Origin of the sequence: Kribbella sp. NPDC051620 (genome assembly GCF_044453825.1) — a bacterium.
Lineage (GTDB): Bacteria > Actinomycetota > Actinomycetes > Propionibacteriales > Kribbellaceae > Kribbella.
In genome coordinates, this window is record NZ_JBITDB010000003.1 from 240534 (window position 1) to 257442 (window position 16909).

Annotated in this window: 17 protein-coding genes; 6 read left to right on the forward strand and 11 right to left on the reverse strand. The window is 61.8% G+C overall.

Annotation, left to right across the window (positions count from 1 at the left end; translation table 11 throughout):
* Positions 1–5: 5 nt before the first annotated feature.
* The 6 genes from ACIA12_RS14135 to ACIA12_RS14160 all read right to left on the reverse strand — a co-directional run bounded on the left by ACIA12_RS14135 (position 6) and on the right by ACIA12_RS14160 (position 9331).
* Positions 6–857, reverse strand: coding sequence for a phosphoadenosine phosphosulfate reductase family protein (locus ACIA12_RS14135; protein ID WP_396367376.1), 852 nt, complete (start codon positions 855–857; stop codon positions 6–8).
* Entirely contained in the window at positions 850–4353 is a 3504-nt protein-coding gene (locus ACIA12_RS14140; RefSeq protein ID WP_396367377.1) for a hypothetical protein, read from the reverse strand. Before ACIA12_RS14140 ends, ACIA12_RS14135 begins: the two co-directional genes overlap by 8 nt.
* On the reverse strand, positions 4350–5309 hold the full coding sequence (locus tag ACIA12_RS14145; protein ID WP_396367378.1) for a DUF4007 family protein: 960 nt from the start codon (positions 5307–5309) through the stop codon (positions 4350–4352). Before ACIA12_RS14145 ends, ACIA12_RS14140 begins: the two co-directional genes overlap by 4 nt.
* The gene (locus ACIA12_RS14150) at positions 5306–6472 is read right to left on the reverse strand and encodes a cysteine desulfurase family protein (protein ID WP_396367379.1); all 1167 of its coding nucleotides are present in this window, start codon (positions 6470–6472) and stop codon (positions 5306–5308) included. The genes ACIA12_RS14145 and ACIA12_RS14150 overlap by 4 nt, the downstream gene beginning before the upstream one ends.
* The gene (locus ACIA12_RS14155; RefSeq protein ID WP_396367380.1) at positions 6469–6744 is read right to left on the reverse strand and encodes a helix-turn-helix domain-containing protein; all 276 of its coding nucleotides are present in this window, start codon (positions 6742–6744) and stop codon (positions 6469–6471) included. The genes ACIA12_RS14150 and ACIA12_RS14155 overlap by 4 nt, the downstream gene beginning before the upstream one ends.
* 217 nt (positions 6745–6961) lie before the next feature.
* Complete coding sequence (locus ACIA12_RS14160; protein ID WP_396367381.1) at positions 6962–9331, reverse strand: DUF262 domain-containing protein; 2370 nt, start codon at positions 9329–9331, stop codon at positions 6962–6964.
* A 511-nt stretch (positions 9332–9842) separates the two neighbouring features.
* Here ACIA12_RS14160 and ACIA12_RS14165 point away from each other — a divergent pair.
* From ACIA12_RS14165 to ACIA12_RS14175, 3 genes are read left to right on the forward strand one after another with little or no spacing between them, the layout of a single operon-like run.
* Positions 9843–10025, forward strand: coding sequence for a hypothetical protein (locus ACIA12_RS14165; protein WP_396367382.1), 183 nt, complete (start codon positions 9843–9845; stop codon positions 10023–10025).
* Positions 10025–10459 (forward strand): hypothetical protein, encoded by a 435-nt coding sequence (locus ACIA12_RS14170; RefSeq protein ID WP_396367383.1) that lies wholly within the window; start codon positions 10025–10027, stop codon positions 10457–10459. The genes ACIA12_RS14165 and ACIA12_RS14170 overlap by 1 nt, the downstream gene beginning before the upstream one ends.
* Positions 10460–10502: 43 nt before the next feature.
* Positions 10503–11444, forward strand: a complete 942-nt coding sequence (locus ACIA12_RS14175) for an NAD-dependent epimerase/dehydratase family protein (RefSeq protein WP_396367384.1) — start codon at positions 10503–10505, stop codon at positions 11442–11444.
* 66 nt (positions 11445–11510) lie between these two features.
* On the opposite strand, the gene ACIA12_RS14180 is transcribed toward ACIA12_RS14175, so the two are convergent.
* On the reverse strand, positions 11511–11990 hold the full coding sequence (locus ACIA12_RS14180; RefSeq protein ID WP_396367385.1) for a GNAT family N-acetyltransferase: 480 nt from the start codon (positions 11988–11990) through the stop codon (positions 11511–11513).
* Between the two features lie 300 nt (positions 11991–12290).
* Positions 12291–13310 (reverse strand): hypothetical protein, encoded by a 1020-nt coding sequence (locus tag ACIA12_RS14185; RefSeq protein WP_396367386.1) that lies wholly within the window; start codon positions 13308–13310, stop codon positions 12291–12293.
* Positions 13311–13765: 455 nt separating this feature from the next.
* On the opposite strand from ACIA12_RS14185, the gene ACIA12_RS14190 reads away from it, so the two are divergent.
* The 3 genes from ACIA12_RS14190 (at position 13766) to ACIA12_RS14200 (ending at position 14846) form a co-directional block, all read left to right on the forward strand.
* Positions 13766–13960: a hypothetical protein gene (locus ACIA12_RS14190; RefSeq protein WP_396367387.1), complete on the forward strand. Its 195-nt coding sequence runs from the start codon at positions 13766–13768 to the stop codon at positions 13958–13960.
* Between the two features lie 82 nt (positions 13961–14042).
* Entirely contained in the window at positions 14043–14369 is a 327-nt protein-coding gene (locus ACIA12_RS14195) for a hypothetical protein (protein ID WP_396367388.1), read from the forward strand.
* Positions 14370–14687: 318 nt separating this feature from the next.
* On the forward strand, positions 14688–14846 hold the full coding sequence (locus ACIA12_RS14200) for a hypothetical protein (RefSeq protein ID WP_396367389.1): 159 nt from the start codon (positions 14688–14690) through the stop codon (positions 14844–14846).
* A gap of 78 nt (positions 14847–14924) precedes the next feature.
* Here ACIA12_RS14200 and ACIA12_RS14205 read toward each other — a convergent pair whose 3' ends face one another.
* The 3 genes from ACIA12_RS14205 to ACIA12_RS14215 form a co-directional block, all read right to left on the reverse strand.
* Positions 14925–16211: an asparagine synthase-related protein gene (locus tag ACIA12_RS14205; RefSeq protein ID WP_396367390.1), complete on the reverse strand. Its 1287-nt coding sequence runs from the start codon at positions 16209–16211 to the stop codon at positions 14925–14927.
* 13 nt (positions 16212–16224) lie between these two features.
* The gene (locus tag ACIA12_RS14210; protein ID WP_396367391.1) at positions 16225–16374 is read right to left on the reverse strand and encodes a hypothetical protein; all 150 of its coding nucleotides are present in this window, start codon (positions 16372–16374) and stop codon (positions 16225–16227) included.
* A gap of 382 nt (positions 16375–16756) precedes the next feature.
* A complete protein-coding gene (locus ACIA12_RS14215) occupies positions 16757–16906 on the reverse strand; it encodes a hypothetical protein (protein WP_396367392.1) in 150 nt (49 codons plus the stop codon).
* Between the last annotated feature and the right edge of the window lie 3 nt (positions 16907–16909).

Below are 16909 nucleotides of genomic sequence, written 5' to 3' on the forward strand. Positions count from 1 at the left end.
TTCGGCTAGAGGGTGCAGACCATGCAGGCAGCAGTGTCGTCATCGTCGTCTAGGGCGTCTCCTAGCACGTCGATCAGCGGAAGGTTCTTCCGCCGCGAGGCCGCCTTCTCCATTGACTCTCTGTGCTTCTCCATGATCTCTTCGCGCCGACCGATCAGTTCGCGAAGCGTTTCTTTAGCCGTCCAAGTGTACTGACGGCCCTCCATGGCCTGCGCTTCGTAGTTCACCTTGTCCTCGTAGGCGACGGCCTTCTCGAAGAGATCTGGATGCCTATCTGCCAGCCCGACCCACTCAGCCTTGCGCTGGAAGAAGCAGAAGTAGCATCCTGAACGCGTCCGCCAGTCGTAGTACTTCGGTAGGCCGACACCCGCCTCGTCGAGAATGCGCATCACGCCCTCTTTGTCGATGCCATCCTCCTTGAACGGGTAGACCGCGTGGATGTTCGGCTTGTGCGAGATATACCCATCGCGGTGCTCGTCTGCGCGAATCGCAACGTAGCTGAGAGTCTCGGCATCACCAATCCACTCCTCGAGCGGCTTGATCTTCAGAGTCTTCGTGCACCAGCGCATCTGCGGACTCGGTAGGGCGCCCTGGTATACCCACAGCCAGTGATCGAAGTCTCGATCGTTGTTCAACCTCGCGATCGGCTTCCCAAGTGCCGTTTCTAGGCGGTCAAGGTACTCATACGTCTCAGGAAGCTCGCTACCGGTGTCGCAGAAGAAATACTCCATCTCTGGAACCCGGTTGCGCATGTAGATCGCGAGCGCCGAACTGTCCTTACCGCCCGAGATACCCATTACATGCCGAACCGCCGGCTCGGGGGCATCAATGGTCGAATTGCTAGCTGTCTCAGACATATCCCACATCCTTGCGCTCAAGGGAATCAGCATGATCGCCTTCGGCAGCCTCGTCGTGCTGCCCAAGGACGCTATCGGCCAGAAGTGCGAGCAGCGCCTCGCCGCCGCGTGCACCGAGGAACTTCTCAACTTTGGATTGGGCTTCTTGAACCACTTGCTCGACCCGACTCTTCGTCGTGTGGTCGACCCAAACCACGGTGCTGTGCTCGCTACCATCTGGGTTAGTCATCGTGACGCGGTGCGCATCAAACCCCGCACGCTCAGCCGCCAGGGCCTCGTACTGGAGTGACAACACTCGTCGATACGCACCGGCCAAAGCTCGTGTCTCTACTTCGAACCGGGCCAGGTCATCATCGCGCCAAGTCGTGGCGGGCTTGGTTGCGATATTGTTAGCAATCGCTTCCAACCACGCCGTGTCGTCCAATTCGGCCTGTGCCGCGAGGAGGACGAAAGAACGCAAGCGAGGTTCCAGCAGGTTGTGCGTCAACGAAGCGGCTTGCCCGCGGAACTCGACGCGAAGCGCACTCAGCTCCTCGCTCAAGCGTAGATCTGCCGCAAGGGTCTCGCAGCACTCGATGAGCAATTCATCGTATGCGGCCTTGAGCTCATCGAGTGCTGCCGCAAGCCGGTTCTCATACAGTTCGATGTCGTCTTTGCGATTGCGCAGACTGCCGACGAATGGCTTGAGACCGCAGGCTGCGGGCAACGACTCGAAGAGCAACGTTTCCGGTTCACGTGTATTGAGGAGCGCATCGCGCACGGCTTCGGTATCCGTCGAGAGCCGCTTGGTCTTCAGCGTGTACTCAGGGAGCCGCCTCATGAAGTTGAGGAGAGGGCCGGCAACCGCCAGGAGCGCGAGGTTCCGACGGCCACCCGACCGATTAGCAGTGGCTGCGATCTCTCGGCCTGTAACCTGCCCGACCACACTCGCAACAGCCTCGATGACCCGCCGATGTTCGCCCGCGACGCCGAAGTGCTTCACCGAGAATCGGGCCGGACTCTTCACTAGTCGCTCGAGCAGATCGGGTGTGATTGCGGGCTGGTAGGTGCCCTCCTGGTAGATCGCTACATCCTCGCCGTGATGAAGCAGAAGAGCTGTGATGAGAACTGGGATCGGTCCATCCTTGAGCCCGATCGGAGGCTCCATCAGCGCGGTGTAGATCTTGTCCAGAGTGACGGGCACTTCCGAGGCAGACGTAATGATCTCCTCAGCTGCACGCCACGCGGCTAGCAATCCCACGTGATTCGCACGCGGCGGCTGGAAGACGAAGCCGTCGTCCGTGTTCTCGTGGATCTCGGTATGGCGCAGGAGCGCGGCATACATCGCCTTCTCGGGACCGAACCCTGAGAAATTAAGCCACTCAGATTGCCCGTGCGTCACCATCGCTTCAAGCAGCTCGCGACGAGCCTTTGCGGCCTGGGAAGTCAGCTGTCGACGACCCAACATCTCGTTGCGGATCTCAGGGCTGGAGAAGTAGACATCATCACAAATTACTGACAGAAGCGGCGACAGGCCACGGGTAGCAGGCAGTTGCAGATCAGACCCGAGCAACTTGAACTGCACCCCTGCTGCGTTGGGGCGGAGATGGGTCGTGACTCGATCCGTAAGCCGTCGCTGGGCGTCAGCCGCCCGATCTTGAAGCTCTCGGCGCGCTACGTGGTCGTTCTGAACGTCATCCCGCCGGATTGCATGCTGCACTGCCACGAGTTCGAACACCGCATCAGTCAGGGACGCATAGTGCTCAGTGGTTGCCACCAGCACCGGCTTATCTCCGTCGGTGACTGTCAGAAGCTTGGCATCTTCCGGAGCACCGATGTAGTAGACAACCAGCCCATCCGCCGCATCGCCCGTCGTCGGCCTAGTGATCGACCGGGTGGAGGCGTCGGCAAACGTCGTCTCGAAGTACCGCAGCATCCCCACACGCTGGCTGTGCCTACCGGCGATGGCCGGCGGCATCTTATGCTCCGCAGCCAACAGCGCTGCAGGCGACGCCGAACTGATCATCTCGCGCGCCTGTCCGACGATCATCGGAAGATCGAGATCGCTTCCTCGCCAAATCCGGTACTCATCCGCGAATGCACGGTAGGTCAGCAGACCTCGCTGCTCCAGCGACTTGAGCGTCTTCTCGACATTCATGGGTTTGGTCGTGCCAGAGGCGCCCAACGCGAACCGCAGGACTGAAGCGGATGCCCGCAACGGGCCACCTTGAGAGAGGAGGTTCAACACCCCTACGACTTTGAGGAGACGAAGCTCATCAGCAGTGAGACCAGTGGCCTCTCGGATGGTCACGTTGATTTCCGTCAGCCGCGCATCGTGCTGCCCGTTCGCACCACCACCCGAGCTGACAAAGAAGTCGAACAGTTGGTCGACGCCGACGCTAGCAAGCGCCGCCTGTACCGGAGTCTCATCTAAGAAGTCCACGACCGAGTGAGGCTCGCGTCCAGTCAGGAAGCTGAAAAGCGTTCGTCCGTGCTGGCCGAATCGGGAACACATGACCGGCAGGCTGAGCAGCGTGATCGGGTGGACCGGGTAACAGCTTGCGATGGTTTCGCCACCGCCCGGGATCAGGCGCAGTAGCCCTAGCTCGTCGCAAGCAGCGGTCTGCTCCGCAGCCCAGGCCTTGCGCCATTTGACGAAGCGGGGCGTCGGGCTGGAAGAGGTTAGAGCGCCCGCCACCAATCGCGCCGACTGTTCGGCACCTTCGATGAAGGGGATGTCCTCGAACCGTCCCTGGACCTTTCCCCACTCGCGACGCTGGGCACCGTTCGCTCCGCGCACGTAGTCGTCAAAGGCCAGGTGTTGCAACGTCACCACGAAGACCGGGATGCCTGAATCACCGGTCGATCGCTCGGCGAGCTCCTGCAAGACGAACAAGTCCGACGTGTGGGGATCGTCGGCAAAGTGTTCGAGATTCTTGCCGAACTCGTCGATCACCAGAAGAACAGGCGAGTACTCGGCCAGACCTTCCAGTAACAGTCGGATAGACCGCGGCGTACGGTCTTGCTCGGCTTCAGCTAGTGCTGCTTTGACGGCGGCCGGCGGCCGCGTCTTCCACTTGGACCGAACTCCGGCCTGGAGCGCGCGCAAGACAGTATCGACAATCGGTTCCCGCTGAGCTGTCGCTGCTGCTCTGATGAAACCGGAACCATCGGCCCCAATGGCGCGGCGTCCGTCCTCCATCAGATCGGCCAGAGCCGGTTCGGCCTCCGCCAGCGTTGCAACCGCCGCTACACGGGTCGGATCCTTCGCCGGGCCAAGAAGAGCGTGCAGGAAGAGGGCAAAGCTGCTCTTGCCCGCACCGTAGGGACCTGTCAATGACCAGGCGCGGCCCGCGTCGTTGCTCGTCATAGCCCGGGTGATGCGGTGAAGCACCTCAAGGCCGCGGGCCGTCGGGATGTAGCCGGACTGACCTTCGTGGTGTTCGATGTGCGCGGCACGCAGGTAGTGCTGACGAACGTCTAGTTCGGTACGCAACACCGAGCTCTTGCTTGTCATGCTGACTTAACTTCCTCTGTGGCACTCGCCGAGTAGTAGGCCTTCAGGATGTCTGCAGATATGGCTCCCGGATCTTTCTCGAAGAGCAGTTGTCGAAGTCCGGCAGGCTCCGCCACGGCTAGATCGGGATGCGTTTCGCTGAAACGTCCCAGCGCATCAAACAGTCCTGTTTCTGTGAGACGGAACGCCGATCCGGGGCTGCCAGGATCATGCGCAAGGCGGGCGATGCTGATCGATCGGGCGTCCTCGCTGGCTCCCTTGGCGAACTCAAGAGCCGCATACGCAACGAGATCGTCAGGCAAGGTGAGCTTGTCGCCAACGACAAACCTCCAAGCGCGCCCCTCGTCTCCGATGGCGCTCTCCATCAGTCCGAGCTCGCGGAAGGGGCAGTCCAGTACATCGTCGATGGCTTGCCGACCGTGATGGCGGACGGTGTAGGTCCGAATCATGCAGTCGACATCCTTCTTGACTGATGCCTCCACAACGGTTGGCCAGCCAGCCGCAGCGGTGAGCTGCATGATGTGGCTCGTGAGCTGGGCCTCAGTGAACTGAAGTGCGGTGAAGTCGTTGAAGGCAACCCACCAAGTCGGTGCAGTGCAACGAGATTCAAGCAGCTTCCAATGGAGTAGCCACAAGCTTGCGGGATCCTCCAGATAGGGGTCCCATCCGTCGTCACCTAGTAGCGCCTCACCGAAGGCGGAGGGCATGACCAACGCGAGTCGCGAGTTGGCCGGGTTTGGTCGTTGCTCAAGGACCTTGTATGCGAGACCCCAGTAGCGAATCGCATTGACCATGTTCTTGCCGACGCCGAGCTTGACTGTCGCCTCTGCATCCGCAAACACCGTTCCGTCACCGGCTTGACTCACCGCTTTGCGGAGCCAGCCGAACCGCGGGTGGAACGTCTCGTGGCGAGCAAAGGCCGGTTCAGCGACGTTGGCGAGCATCAATCCGCTCATCGGGCACCGACCAAGTTAGTACGGCCGAGTACACGGCCAACCCCAGTGATAATTGCTCTTGCTCCTACTTCAATCTCGTCATCGGTGGTGTACCTGGACAAACTGAGCCGCAGTGATCCTTCGGCTCGCAACGTTGAGAGACCCATGGCCGTGAGGACGTGCGACGGGCCGGGGACACCGGTACTGCACGCGCTGCCTGTCGACATCGCCACACTCGGCGTCGCCGCGATGACCGCATCAGCTTCCATCCCTGGAACGCTTACGTTCAAAGTTCCCGGGGCTCGCTCGGTCAGGTGTCCGTTCAGAGCTAATCCAACGGCGCTGAGATCCTCAAGAAGCAGCTGGTGCAGAACATTTCGCCGGCTCCGGACCGTCTCCGCAGCCTCCAGTCCATGTCGCTTCGCAAGCTCGGCAGCTGCACCCAGCCCAACGATGCCGGCAGTGTTCAATGTGCCACTCCGAAGGCCTCGCTCATGTCCGCCGCCTTCGGCGATGGGTCTGAGTGCAGCCTGAGTCTGGCGTCGGACGAAGAGTGCTCCAGAACCTTGCGGGCCGTGGAACTTATGCGATGAGAGGGACAACAGGTCGACCGGGATCGCTGTCGTGTCAAACCCACCCCACGCCATGGCCTGGGTGGCGTCCGTGTGGACGAGGGCGCCTTGCGCATGCGCGATGCGCACAACCTCGGCCATTGGAGCGACAACACCAGTCTCATTGTTCACTGCCATGACGGTCACGAGCAAAGTACGTTCGGTGACAGCATCCTCGAGCTCGGCGAGATCAACGAGGCCATCGGCGCCTACTCGCACGAGCGTGACTGGATGCCCCTGCTTCTTCAAATTCTCAAGCGGACCGAGCACCGCCGGGTGCTCGGTGACACAGCTGACGATCTCAGTCCTGTCCGTTGCCTGCGAGGCCACTCCCTTAATAGCGAGGTTGTTGGCTTCGGTCGATCCGCTCGTGAAGATGATCTCGTTTCGGTTCGCCGCTAACAGCTCAGCAACCTGCTCGCGAGCGGTCTCGACCGCGCTCCGAGCCCAGTCTCCGGGAGCATGACCGCTCGCCGCATTGCCGGCGTGCCGCAGAGCCGGGAGCATCGCCTCCAGGACAGTCTCGTCCAGCCTGGTTGAAGCGTTGTTATCGAAGTAGACGATCTCACTCATGCTGACTCCCGACCACTGACACGCACCAGAAGATCCTCTCCTAGTGCCTCGGCCAGCTTTTCGAGAGTCACGAACGAGGGGCGAGCACTCCCAGCCTCAAGCCGGGCGACAGCCGACTGAGTCGTCCCAAGCTGATCGGCTAACTGTTGCTGACTCAGGCAGGCCTGAACCCGAAGCTGCTTAAGGAGGCCGCCGAAGCTGCTGTCCGTTGTCATCCCGCCACCGTTGGAGCACTGCCAAAGTAGGCGGTGGGAGGGTCCGTCTGCGGTCATAGCGAACACGCTATGCCGTCCCTCCGACAGTCTTGGGAGGCACGCCGTCTTTCACCCGATCACTTGCCACAGCGCGACCTATGTGCTAGCTGCCAGGACTGCCACAGTCGACGCCCCTTGAAACCGGACTAGGCCATCGACTAGGCGACAGCTCCGCACGCAGGCCCGGCGTGCCCGAGCCGCTGAAGAAGGACCTCGGGCACACCCTGCCGCAGCGTTACGGCGTCGCGCCACCCAGCCACGGCATGAGTCGCCTATAGCAGAGCCGCAGCAGCTGCTCTGACCGCCGAGCAGCAAATTCTGGATCCCAGTCCTCTGTCTTGGTGCCCAGCGAGAGAAGATGCGGCATGTGCTTCGAAAGGTGCACGAGGTCCTCTGTGGACTGCTGGAAGGTAATACCCTTCTGCAGCGCCGCCTCCTCCAGCGCAGCTCTCGCATCCTCAATCGAGCGCGCTCCGAGCGCTGCGTACAAAATGCGCTTCTCTGCCCACGGCCTGTAGCTCAGAGAGCTGTTGGCTGCCTGGGGAACGAGGACGAGATTGCCAATGCGATGTACGAGCTCCTTCTCAGCGTAGAAGTCTTGTGACCAACCGCCCGTGTTCGACTGAGGCGCCACGTGCTCAACCGTGAGGTGCGCCTCGTCAGCCCATCCTTGATATGTCAAGCACGGGCCAGAGTCCTCTTTGCCAGCTCGAATCAATCCTGGCTGCGCGGTGTCTTCGACTGTGTCGTGATATGCCGCAAGCAACACGAATCGCGTTAGAGGAGCGCTAGTTGTATAGAGCGGTACGGTCGATGCTTGGGTGACCCAGTTCGCTTCGCCCTTTACATCGCCATGCGCATTCGACTCCAGTCGAGCCCGCAACTCGGCACGCAGAGCCTCGACATCGACCACTGGCGCAGCCTGACCGACGCCGGAAGAATTTTTCTGCGTGCGCGCTAAGGGGCCCATACCTGTCAAGCTGTTAAGGCCGGTCATCATGTCGCGGTACTCGCGGTCGATGTTTGCGGTCGTACGCCGAGAGGCTCGCCATAGGACCGTGAAAGCGGCCATTGCTTTCATCGCTGCTTCAAGAGATGCGATGGCCTCATTCTTGGTTTCAGGGCTCGCCGCTAAAGCCTCAGAGTAGAATCGGACCATCGGAGCGATGACGATACTGTGGTTCAGCTTCTTGAAGAATGCCACACACAGCCGGACTGAGTCCGTCGTAGCGTTGGCCGGCAGCCCCGGGAACTGACGTTGCTCACTTGGCGCCCAGGCCTCGGAAATGAAATTTGCCGTATTCACAAAATGACTCAGGAACGCCTCGCGCGTCGCGGTCTCCTTAGAGTGTCGCTCAAACTCGTCTTTCATATATGCGCGCTGGTCGGCAAGGCGCTTCGACAGCCTAGATCCTGTCTCGGCCAGGGCGAAAGATATGAGCAAATCACGAGTCGCATTTTGCAGCTGATCGCCCACCGTGAACGTCGAAAGGTACTCGGCGACGCCATCCATGTACTTACGGGCGACTGAATCCTGATACTCCGCTAGACCTTCCGCCATGACCACACGAGGACGGAAGGTCTCAAAGGCAGTTAGGGGTTCACCAGTAGTGTTCAGCGACTCAAAGATAGTGAAAGCGTAGTCCTCATCCTTACCCTTGACCACAGTCAACGCGATACGATTCAGGACGTATGATGCAAGCATGACCAACCGAAACAGTTCGGCTGCGGGACCTTCCTCAAGACCATCCAAATATTCGACGACTTCGTCGCCAAGCTCATGATTCAAGAGCGCCCGCTGAAATTGCTTGTTCTCCGCCAGCACAGAGAGGCCAGGCAATCCTTCGACTTCCTCGCGAAACTTGCCCTTCGCGAGATCAACCAGGATCGTTCGCATCTCTGCAAAACGCTTGACTAGGTCTGGCTCGCCCTCTCCGACGCCATCGCGAGCCTTCGGCCTAAAATCTGTCGGCTTTACCTTCGCTGCCGCCTCATCCTCTACCCGTTTGCTATAGGTAAAGATGAGATTAGCGATAGGCGAGTGGTATATCGCCTGAGGAACTTTGCGTGCCCACTGATCGTCGAAGGCTCTAATAAGCCGAGGATACAGAGGAGAATCGCCATATGGTTGCGTCTCATAGAACGTCAATCCAAGTTGCTTCATGAGGTACAGAGTTTGCTCATGAAGAAACGTGAGCGCGACATCGTCCTGATTGGGTTGATTGCCTTTGAATAATTGCCAATGCCGAAGCCGAATCTGACTGTGCAGTGACACGGTCAATAAGATCAGACTGGAAAGCCGCTGCTGACCATCAATCACCGTCAGCACCTTTGCGGGCACCTCGTTGCGCACCATCGGCTGAATCGTGACATGATTAGTGTCATGGATCGTTATAACGGTCCCGAGGAACGTAAAGCTGTCGTTGGCTTGGCCAAGGTGCTTCAATCCATGCAGCGTATCGTCGATGAGCTTTTCGACCTTGTCCTTGCTCCATCCATACGGCCGTTGATACGGAGGCAGGTAGAGCCCCAGTCCGTTTTCGCTGAGCAACTCCCGCAGACTCTTGCTTGTTGCTTCGAAGATGTCCTTTGCTTCTGTGGGCACCACTAGCTCCTCAACGATTGCTCAGCTTGCGTGACCACATTGCCAGCCAGCATCCTTGCCTCAGCCATCGTGCATGCATGAGAACTCGTCTGCTGTCTGAAGGCCCTCAGCGGTAATGGATTCAGACGAACGATCAGTTTGCAGCAGTATGGCCGTCTGGGTGAGGCCAGCCTTGCTACTCAGTCATCCTGCCTGATATCACTACGTGTCGTCATCCCGGCACGCCAACAGAGCGTCGTGACGCCCCCTGCCGGAGGGCTGCGAACTTGACGCGCTTAGCCCTGGGATGCCGTGATCGAGTCGCCGGCATCATCTTCCAGCCTGGTGCAACGCTGCGCGCGTGCCTTCGCGCCGGTGACCGAGGGCTATGTATTCATGTCAACTATCTGGTACATCAGGACTGGCCGCACCAGGGAGTTGAGGAATGATGCAGGTGGCATCTGCATCGGTGATCACCTGAACACCGCGAACGAACCGCGTCGCACAGTGGCGATCCAGTTACGCTGCTGGCATGACTCGTGCCGACTGGCCGGCGTGGATGCCTCCCATGCTCGCGGTCGTGCTGGGTCGTGGCCTCGCCGAACCAGACATGATCACAGCCGACGTCGTCTCCATCTACGAGGACATCTCGCGGTCCTCGCCGTGGCAGGACGGGTCCTCTTCTCGGACCGCTTCGACTTCGGCAGAAGCGTGATGCTCGCCGTCCGTGTCGTCCAGTACGACGAACCCACCCACGTCGACCTGGACTGGTTGCGCGAGGTGCCCGGCTACCGCACGGCCAGTCCCGCCGACGTTCAGCGCAACCCCCGGTCGTACTACCCGCCGATCGTGGCAATGTGGATCGGCAACCGGTACGGCCTGGCGTTCACGAACAGCGGAGACGAGATCTGGATCCGCTCAGTCGGCCAAATCGGCGGTACGACCCTCGGTGAGATGGCCCCATACCCCGCAGTGCTGTACGCCTGGCTGAGCAGACACCCCCAGACCCCGCTTCCGGAACAGATCCAGATTCGCTGGCTGAACAACCGCAACCTCAGCAACTTCGTCAAGCTCGAGGTCGTCCGCACACCGTTCGACCGTCTCTTCGCAGAAGTCGCCGACGACCCTCAGAGCGGCCCAGCAGAGTAGGAGGCTTCTTGGTAGCTGACTGGCGGTCGGGCACGATGCTCTCATGCGACTCTTGATCCTCGGCGGTTCATGGTTCGTCGGCAGCGCCCTGATCGCAGCCGCCGCTGATGCCGGACACGAGCTCACCGTCTTCAACCGCGGTCGCTCAGTGGATACCTACCCGACGGGCGTCGAGCATTTCCGAGGCGATTGGGAATCAGAGGCCGATGTCTTCCATCTTGCTTCGCTCGGTCCCTGGGATGCCGTGATTGACGTTGCCGGCGTCATCCCGAGCCTGGTGAAACGCTGCGCGCGTGCCCTCGCGCCGGTGGCCGACCGCTACGTGTTCATGTCGACCATCTCGGCTTACCGGGATTGGCCGTACAAGGCGGTTGACGAGAGCTCGCCACTTTGGGAGGCCGATCCTGATTACGACCCCGGCACCCGCTCATGGGATCCCGATGCCTACGGGCCGCTCAAGGTCGGCTGCGAACTGGCCGTGGCCCGAGAGTTCGGCGCAGACCGGGCGTTGGTCCTCCGGCCTCATGTCGTTCTAGGCCCGCGGGAGTACGTCGGTCGGCTGCCGTGGTGGCTCGCCCGAGTCGAACGTGGCGGGCGCGTGATTGTGCCGGCGCCTGACCGCAGCATTCAGCCGGTCGACGTCCGCGACCTGGCGGCGTTCGCTCTCGACCGAGCCGAAGCCCGTGACGTTGGCGTCTACAACGTCGCCGCTCCCCCAGGACGAGACATCTTCAGCGGACTTCTCGACGCCTGCCGTGAGGTGACGGGCGGGGACGTCGAATCAGTGTGGGTCGAAGAGCAGTGGCTCATCGACCAGGGCGTGACGCAGTGGACCGAACTGCCGCTGTGGCGAGCACTACCAACCGCCTGGTCGATGGCAACGAACCGTGCCGAAAGCAGCCGGGTTTCGATGCCGACCGCTCCGAGAGACTGTGGCGGATACGTGGGCGTGGTTGCAGGCTGGAGGCCGCGCAGTGAACCATGAGCGCACCGCGGAACACGGCATCACCACGCAGCGGGAAGCCGAGTTGCTGGCCGCATGGGACCGGCCTCAGCAGCCCTGATCAGCTGACAGGGTCTTAGCAAAGGCCCTGTTGGTCTCCCGCCGCCCCTCGACGTACGACGGAATCACCTCATACCCGCTCGAGGTATAGAGCCCGATCGCCGCGATGTTGAGGGCACCGGTTTCGAGCACCATCTGCTTGGCGCCGCGGGCCGCGGCCTCGCGTTCGAGCTTGCTCAGGATCTGGTACCCGAGCCTCTGACCACGCGCTGAGGGGTCGACGTACATCTTGCGGATCTCGGCAGTCTGCGCCGCCGCGTCGTAAGTTCGGTAGCCACCACAGCCAACCGGCTCGTCATCAGCGGTGTAGGCCACAAGCAGCATGCCGGAAGGCTCGACGTAGTCGTCGGCCACATCGCGGTCCGGCGGATCGGCGAAGCCGTAGGTATCCAACTGCTCGGCGTAGAGCGATTGGATGAGTCGCTGTGCGTCTGAGTCCTCGTATGGGCGGACAACGAGCCGGATCATTGACAGGACATTAGTCGCGCGGTTTGGGCGCTCCTTACCCGAGGTCCAGGTCGTGGTCACCGCCCCTCCAGCACCGCGTCGAGCTCTGGCAGGAAGTCAGCCACGACGGTCGCCCTCCGGCGCTGGGCCAGGCTCTTTCGTAGTTCCCGGAGCGTGGCCATACAGCGCCCTGATTGCACCTCGGGAACACGAGCAAGAGCAGTCCGCATCGTGGCAACAGGCCCATCGAGGTCGCGACGCAGCATGTAAGCCCGTGCCAGTTGGCAGCCGTGGAGCAGTGCCGAGCGCTGGTATGCCGGATCATCCCCGATGCTGGAGAGTGGGGTCAGCAGCTCGATGGATTGCTTCAGTAGGGGCTGTCGGTAGAGATCGGTGCGTTCGGCAATGGTTCAGTAACCCGTAGCCTGCCTCGGCCGACAGTTGGTCTGGGCTCAGGTAATACAGGTACGACGACAGCTCATCACGAGCCGCGGATGCCAGCAGTTCCTGCGAGCGGTCGGCCGCTATCCGAAACGCGCCGAGGTCACCCACGCTGGCATAGGCGGTTGCAGCACGACCGGTGGTGCGGGCCTGTAGCAACTGGCTCGAGGTCTGCACGCTGTTGGCGGCATCGAAGATCCGCAGGGCGTCCGAACCTTGGCCGGTGTACGAGGCGACGTAGGCCAGCATGCCGATGTTGTTGACCATCCGGCCGTCATCGCCCGCCGCTCGTGCGAGGCGGATTGCCAGTAAGAGGTACCTCTGAGCGATGGCCGTTTCCCCAGCGTCGAACTGCATCCAACCCGCCAACTGCGCGAGGTCAGCGACGATCATGAGGAGGTCGCGCCCGACCTCAGGCTCATAGCTGGCGCTGCGCACCAGGTCGAGAACGCCGGCCAGTTCATGTGTCACGTAACGGAGGCTGAGCGCTCCGCCGCCTTGCCGGTCATCGAGATGCCGGAGCGCCTTGACGTGTGAGGCGATGAGCTCGGTCTGCGGCTGCCGGACGCGATCTCGGCTGGTCTGGGCAGGGATAGACGTGACGGTGGTCTGGATGCCCTCCAGAACGGCGGCGATCAGGTCCCGTCTGCCAGTGGGAAGCGGTCGAGAGCCGTTGACCAGCTGTTCAAGCGAGCGGACAACATGGTCCAGGCTTGTAGTCGTGGCGAGTTCGGCCACCTTGGTTGTCGTTCGCCGGGCGCGGGCGTGCCCCGGCCAGAGCTGCTCGGCAGAGACATACACGCCGAGCTCATCGGTGAGGACGGTGGCGACGACCTCGGGAATTGAACCGTGCGGGCAGTAGTTGGCGCGCACCCAGGGGTACGCCGCTGTGATGTCCACTCGCTCAGAGGCGCGCCCCCGACGGGTGAGCCATGTGTTGACCGCCCGAGCCAGGTCGCGCGGCCCCCAGCCGAGGGCTTGCAGGACTTCAGGTAGGGCTCCTGGGCGCGATTCGTCGCCGTTACCCGGTGTCCCCCGTCCACTACTCATCTTGACAATTTACGCCCGGGATGGGTCGGTCGACCGGGCCACGGCGCGCCGGAACCGCCGGTTTCACGAATGTTCACGACCTTCACGCCCCCTGCCAAGGGGTTCGCGCCCTTCACCGATTCATCCGGTTACGGGCGGCAACGGTCGGTGTTCCACTGATTTGGCCAGCACATCGACCTAGTGAGGGAGGCGGACATGGTGGGTCTGATCGCCAGTCCATGGCCGGTCATCATCGGATACGCCGTGGCCGTCGGGTTATACGTATTGATGTTCCGCGACATCGCCCGGGAGGTGCGAGACGCGTGATGGCCGACTTCGGGTTCGTCCCGCCGAATCACCGGGTGCGGGTCTGGTTCGGTGAACACCCCATCGCAACGTTCATCGGACCAGCCGAGAGCGCAGCCTCGTACGAAGCGGGGATGCAACAGCGGTTCGCGAGTCTGCGGATCACCAGCGAGCCGGCGCCCGCAGTGGTGGATTCAAATGCTGCTGACTCGTGAACGGCCAGCACCGACGCGGTTGGTGGTCCCGGCTCTGGGATCGGCTCATCGCCACGTTCCGCCGCTGGATGGACGAAGAACGGTGACCGACTACACCCGGCCGCTGCTTCTTGGGTACGCCCGACACGACCTGTACCCGTCAGATGAGGACATTGAGCGGCTGAGAGTTGAGTTGACGAGGTTCGCGGCGGTCGAAGGATTCGCCATGGGCTCGATCTACGTCGAGCGACGCAACCTCGCACCGGCTGCCCTCAACGCGCTCGTCGAGTCGCTCAACCGCTACGAGCTGTCCGCGGTTGTCATCCCTGGTTGGCAACAGCTAGAGCTGATTGGCGACCCCGAGCGGGTGAGGCAAGAGTTCGAGCGAGTCACGGGGGCTCGCTTGATCCTCTACAACCCCGGCCCATGAACTGACGGGATCGGTGGAGAGTCGTCGTCAGCCACTCGGTGCAGCGGATCAACCTGCACACCCATCGGTCCCGTCACTACTGGTCTGTGCCCGAGCCTTCCCTCCCTCCCCTGTGGAGGGCTCGGTCACAGATCCCTACTAGCCGGCGGCCCCGGCGTTTGAGAGCGAGTCAGCGCCGGGGCAGCCGCACCAAGCACCGAGGCCCGGACGGAGTCCTCGGTAGGGCGGCCGGATGGTTGGGCGCGATGCGCCTTGGCGAACAACCATCCGGCCACCCGTCAGTAGTTCAAGCGGATCACAACAACCCGAGGAGAACTGATGTCGAAGAAGAACAAGCCCGGCGACGGCTCGCACGGCAAGGGTGTCAAGGGCGGCAAGCTCGACGCGGCCTACGCCGAGACCGACACCTGCGATACTCCGGTGGTCGAGAAGGTCAAGTCGCTCATCGACCGGACGGTGAAGCTCAGCCGCGGCTGACCAACCAGTTGCAGCGCACATAACGAACGGCTGGCCATCGCACCTGGGTGGCCAGCCGTTCTGTGTTTAGCGATGCGATCAGTCGACGAAGTCGTAGCCGCGACCGACCGCGACGGCAGTCCAGGCTTCGAGTTCAGCCACGCGGTGTAACAGCATCGTGTCGTCGGTCCCGGCCAGGGCGGCGGCATCGACCACGCCGAGCTCGACCAGGTGAGGAGCCGTCTGCCGATTCTTCACCTCATCCTCGCGCATCCAGTTGCTGAAGATCTGCTTCTCTCTCGGTAGATAGTCCCAATGCTGCTTGCCGATGAGATCGAGCACGATCGACTTCTGCCGCCAGTACGCGTTCGGGTGATGGATCCCGTATCGGTCGCTGAGTCTCGTCTGCATGACCGCCGTCACGAACTCGCGGTTCATGAATGGATGCAAGAACGGGATCGGGTCGTCGGAGATGATCGGCGGGCACACAGGATCTAGCGACTCCCATGCCTCCATCGCGGACCACGACTTGTGGGACTCCGCCTGGAACCGCAGTCGCCGGTTCATCCATGCACGAGACCACTCTTCGACGTGCGAGCGAAACGGCACACCGACGATCCGAGGGGCCGTCAGGTCAATCGGCGGATCCTCGGTGACCGCGTAGAAGGCGATCGCTCGCCAGCGCCGCGGAAGTGCTCTTGCGAGAACAGCAAACGATTCCATGAGCCCGGCCTGCTTGCTGACCGAGATTGTGTCGCTCCAGTAGGCGCGAAAGAGGTCGACACGACGCTGCGCGAGGAAGGAACCGAGCATGTACCTGACGACGCCGGTCAGCTCGTCCGAGCCAGCCCCGGTGAAGACGGCTTGAGCGCCGAGACCGATGGCCGTGTCGACCATCGCGTCATTGACCGCCGCGGATGAGTCGAGTCGCGGACCACGCGGCGACCAGAAGTACTGCTTACCGTTGTCCTCGGGGTGCGCCTCGATGCGATGCACCGGCTGGTCGACGCCGACGCCCTTAAGGAGCCGGTCAATGTGGTGGATATTGGTCGCACCGTCGTCGCCGGTGAGTTCGGCCGTGATCAGGTGCAGCTGAATACCCTTGTCGGCGCAGATCTCATGAAGATGGGCCAAGACGGCCGCTGAGTCTAGGCCGCCGGATATCGAGAGGGCCACGCTGGAGTACGGCGAGACGAGGTCTCCGACGCTGCTTCGGAAGATTGCTGCCAGATCGGGGGCTTGAGCCGCTGGCTGGCACGGCGGCGCCTGGAATGGCTCCGGACCTATACCAACGCCGGCCAGCGGCTCTGCGTGAAACTCACCGAGCACGGACGGCCAAGACAGCCACGTGGCTACGGCCTGGCGCGAGATCGCGCTCTTAACCAATGTCTACTCCCGGTCAGCGGGAGGTCGGACGGGCAGCCATCACGACTGTCTGAAGGCGACCAAACACCTTCGAGAACTGCGGAGACTCAGCGGGCTCGTACAGCAGCGAACCCTTCTTCCCCTTGGCCTGTGACCCGTCGCCCGGCTTGCTCTTCTTCGCCATAGCTTCCTCCCAGTTGGTCAGCCGTTACCGCCCGTGACGGTAGCAGCCATCCCTGCGACCGTCTAGCGATCTAGGTGAAGCTCATACGCGGTCAAATCGTCGCTGTCGACGGACATAGGCGTGAACGCCCGCGGCCACCAGTACCCGGCCGCTGGCTGCGTTCTGTAGATCGACAGAACCTTGCATCTCCGTGCGTCAGTCTCCCCGCGGAGATAGCTGCTGATCGCTCAAGGAGCGGCCAGCTGACACCTGGAACGGCTCCGGGCTTATGCCCGCGCCAGCCAGCGGCTCAGCGCGAAACTCACCGGCCACGGATGGCCAAGATAGCCAGGTGGCCATGGGCCCGACGCGAGATCTTGCCGTTGGCCACCTCGCTACTCCATTAACGGGATGCAGTACGCGCGGCTACAGCGACCGAGTGCAGTCGGCCGAGTGCTCCCGCGATGCGCACCGGCCGCACCGATGCGTAGAGATTCCCACCCTTGACTCCGTTGCCCTGCGTTCCGTCCCCCGGCTTGCTCTTCTTCGACATGAC